The following is a 3767-nucleotide window of genomic DNA, read 5'->3' on the forward strand; positions in this document are numbered from 1 at the left end:
ATTCTATACGAATTAACCTTCCGCCGTTCACCCTCAATTGCTATTTACTCGAGATTTGGCGATATCTTTATCTCTGCCTTCGATGCTAATGTCATTACTATGAGGAAACGTATTTATTCAATTTTGATATCCATTCTTCTGCTCTCTCTGCTTGTGACAGCGGTATCTGCTGTCTCAGTCTCAATTACCCCGACCCAGATAGAGGAGGGGGATACTGTCACCATACGAATAGCCGATCTTGCTGATAACCGGGTCTTTTCACTCAGGATGGAGTCTGCGATTGAGCTGCATGGAAAGACTGATTTTACCTACCAGGCGAATGCTGTTACAATACCCTTTGGGCTGAATACCCCGCGGGTCAGCCTTGTTGCCTCGCCGGTGACAAGGGCCGGTCTTGAGGCAGCAGAAGGCGATACCACAAAAGGCATGGCAAAATTAGGCAGTGGCAGTATTACCATTTCAGAGACGCTCAGCAGCATCCCTGCCGGTACGATTGATTTTCTGAAAGCCAACGGCATAGCCGAATCCGGTGCAGAGGCGGTGAATATGGTGCTTGAGCTCTCGGGAACAAAAACCGGACCCGATTCCGGGGAGATCACTTTTGGTATCGAAGGGATCTCGGATGGGAGCGCCAGGATCATCGTTCTCGTCGATGGCGCTGAGATAAACAATCAGCTGATCAGGATCGGCTCTCCGACAGTCGGGCTGCCGGTAACAAGCGTTCTCTCTGCCAGCACATCCGGGGATACGATCTCTCTCTCCTCGCTTGATGGTACTGTCCGGTTGCAGGCATCTGCTGGTTCCGTGACCAATGCGGCTGCAGGCGATCTCCGGATCATCCAGGCGGAGGCACAGCACCTCCCCAGTGACTGGAAGATGCTTGCAGGTGGATACATCATCTCGCCGGGCGACGTCTCTTTCACATCCCCGGCAACACTCTCCTTTGTCATGAGCGGGGATGCCGGTAACCCATTCCTCGCACTCTATGAAAATGGTGCCTGGACAATCATTCCATCACGTGTCGAAGGATCACATCTTGTCACTGATATATCCCGTGGTGGCCATTATGCGATGATGACATTTGTCGAGGAAGAGACTCCGGCGGCGAAGTCGGCAGGCGGCTGGGTGGCGCTGATCGGAGCGGGTCTGATCGGGCTCCTGATGGTGTTCCTGAGAAGGCGGGTCTGATCCCACCTTTCTCATCTATTCTACTTCCCAGATCATTGTGTGGATACCAACCGGTGTCTTATCTTTTTTTGAAGTTCGGGAAGCCTTTTTTGATCTCTCTCCCTCACAACAACAGGCGTCTCTCTGCGGGAGGGATATCACAGGGCAGCAGATGTGTTCAGAGAGATGGAAGCGACCTTTAAGCGCTTGTCGAAAAAGGCTGAATGAGGTTTTGTATCCCGGTCATTCTACCTTCAAGAAAGACTCCTCATCCCTCCGGGGGGGCACCGCCTACCCTCTCCAATTCCCGGAGTAGGCGATCCTTTCGGCCACCAAGCGGGGCTGAACCGCCCCGCCAGTGAGGATGGGAGCGCTCCCGCGCTTATGGGGTTTTATTGGATCTCCGTTCGATAGCACATATCGATGGCTGGCGCGTCCTGCCGCAGCTCAGTTTTTTTCTCTGGGATCACATCCCCCCGTCTTCCATAATCCGCCTCTTCGCTCACAGTTCAAGTTGGCAAACACGCCCCTGGCAGAAACAATTTGTCATTGAAATGATCATCAATATTTATGACTCAGAGCGCAAGTCTAAATAGTTCTGACATGGTGAGTATCCGTGTTAGCCGAGCGACCAAGGAGAAGCTGAAGAAGTTAAAGGAGGGGAACATGACATACGATGATGTAATAGCTCAGATGGTCGACGATGAAAACTGGGATGTCGAAAAATTAGATGCTGATCTAGATAAAATCGAGAAGAAATCTAAGTTTTACACATTCGAAGAGGTATTCAAGGGTTTATGAACTGATCTTCAGTGAGGAAGCGCTCAAATACCTATCACAAATACCAAAAAAAGACCTGGTACATGTTAAAGATATAATCTCCTTATGCCTTGGGAGAATTTCTGAAAAAGACAACGAAGCGGTGCAACAAGAAACTTCTCAAGGGTTCTAAGAAACACACGTATCGTCTCCACGTATCGATGACACACACCGCATTCTATCGTATAGATGACGAAAACAAGCGCGTCCTCATAGATGATGTGATGGGGATAAACCAGGCGCACAGCAAATACGGGTTATACTGATTCTCTTTTTATTATGAGGAGTCAATCGATGCTGGAGAACAGATAACCATTGTAACCCACCCTGACTTCCAGGTTGGTTCCGTTGCCACAATCTCCAGTTGTTCGTGGCCACGTTCTCCTGAAGATACGTGGGTCACCTGGGTACATTGTTCTCCGCCAGTGGGGTAGCCATGTGCAGATGGCAAAGAATACCGGTACCGGGGAGGGCACAATAACAATCCCCCTACACAATGAAATCGCAAGGGGTACCCCGAATAATATTCTGGGAAAAGTATCCCATAGGAACGGTATTTCAAAAGAAGATCTTCTTGCGATGCTCCGATAGGGGTTGCCTCCAGCCTGCTGGTCGCTATAGTACTATCTCTTACACCGCACCCCCATGGGCTTACCCATTGCCCGCACCCGGTACCATCGCTATCCGCGATTTATCCGGACCACCATGCTATCCTCATCCCCCCCTTCGGTGAAGGGGGCAGGGGGGTTTGCCGGGGTGATATAGGGTCGACGACAACAGATACACAAAGGAGACGAACGCTGCCTGTAAGCGATTGTCGGCATAGGATGACAGAGGTGTTGTAAGCCGGTCGTTTAACCCGACATTCGCCTTGAACTGACCCCTCGCTCCTCGGGAGGGAGCCTGGGGATGTTGGTGCCCATGTTGTTTCAGCCGGATCATAAATGAGCCAGAAGAAACTATTTTAACACAACCCTCTCTCTACTTCCATAAGATGAAACGGTTTGTCGCTATTGCAGACGGGCGTGTCCATGAGGTGGGATACAGGGAGCATGTCTTCGAAGAGACGTTTGGGACGGATATCTCGGGATATGTGAAGAACCTTGATACCGGCGAGGTTGAGATCGTTGCAGAAGGGCAGGAGAGCGATCTCCTGGATCTGATCAAGAAGATCAATATCATTCAGAGACCAATAGCCGTCCAGTCATTTCGTATCAACTGGGAGGAACCAACCGGAGCCTTCAGCAGATTTGAGATCATCCGTGGAGATATTCAGGATGAGACATTTGAACGGATGGATTATGCAGTAACTGTCCTCCGTAGTATTGATCGGAAGATGGATCAGAGTATTAATCTGCAAACTGTCGCTCTGGATAAGATGGATCAAAGTCTTAAACTGCACAATATGACTCTGGATAAGCAGGATCAGATGCTGGATAAGCAGGACCGAATGCTGGACAAACAGGATCAGATGCTGGACAAACAGGATCAGATGCTTGATATTGGGAGAGAGACGAAAGAAGAGATTGTCGGTTTGAGAAAAGATACTGGAAAATATCTTGAAGATGAATTCAGGGAGATCAAAAAGAAGCTCTCCTCTATCGAAGATGCTCTCGTCAGGGCAGGTATCCAGGTATAATATTCAGGAGAGCTGCTCTCCCTATACTTCCCATATTCGTAACACATAGGTAGGAACCCCTGCCAATACCAGTTCCTCTCCAATCTTCGAACGGGTTGTCTATCTGTAGCTGACTCACCAATATCCAGGGTGAGTAGGGGGT

Annotated in this window: 4 protein-coding genes; all 4 read left to right on the forward strand. The window is 49.6% G+C overall.

Features of this window, described 5'->3' with window-relative positions; genetic code table 11:
- Positions 1-99 precede the first annotated feature (99 nt).
- The 4 genes from QCH34_RS08525 (at position 100) to QCH34_RS08540 (ending at position 3625) form a co-directional block, all read left to right on the forward strand.
- A complete protein-coding gene (locus tag QCH34_RS08525) occupies positions 100-1188 on the forward strand; it encodes a hypothetical protein (protein ID WP_300332850.1) in 1089 nt (362 codons plus the stop codon).
- Between the two features lie 549 nt (positions 1189-1737).
- Positions 1738-1968 carry a hypothetical protein gene (locus QCH34_RS08530; RefSeq protein ID WP_300332852.1) on the forward strand — a complete coding sequence of 77 codons (231 nt, stop codon included), beginning with the start codon at positions 1738-1740 and terminating at the stop codon, positions 1966-1968.
- 366 nt (positions 1969-2334) lie between these two features.
- A complete protein-coding gene (locus tag QCH34_RS08535; protein WP_300332855.1) occupies positions 2335-2577 on the forward strand; it encodes a type II toxin-antitoxin system HicA family toxin in 243 nt (80 codons plus the stop codon).
- Between the two features lie 403 nt (positions 2578-2980).
- Entirely contained in the window at positions 2981-3625 is a 645-nt protein-coding gene (locus QCH34_RS08540) for an acylphosphatase (RefSeq protein ID WP_300332857.1), read from the forward strand.
- Positions 3626-3767 lie beyond the last annotated feature (142 nt).

This window comes from Methanocalculus sp., from assembly GCF_029762515.1.
Taxonomy (GTDB): Archaea; Halobacteriota; Methanomicrobia; order Methanomicrobiales; family Methanocorpusculaceae; genus Methanocalculus.

Excerpts from the sequence above, each read along its gene's own strand:
- QCH34_RS08540 (WP_300332857.1), top strand. The coding sequence starts at position 2,981 with ATGAAACGGTTTGTCGCTATTGCAGACGGGCGTGTCCATGAGGTGGGA.
- QCH34_RS08530 (WP_300332852.1), top strand. The coding sequence starts at position 1,738 with ATGACTCAGAGCGCAAGTCTAAATAGTTCTGACATGGTGAGTATCCGT.
- QCH34_RS08525 (WP_300332850.1), top strand. The coding sequence starts at position 100 with ATGAGGAAACGTATTTATTCAATTTTGATATCCATTCTTCTGCTCTCT.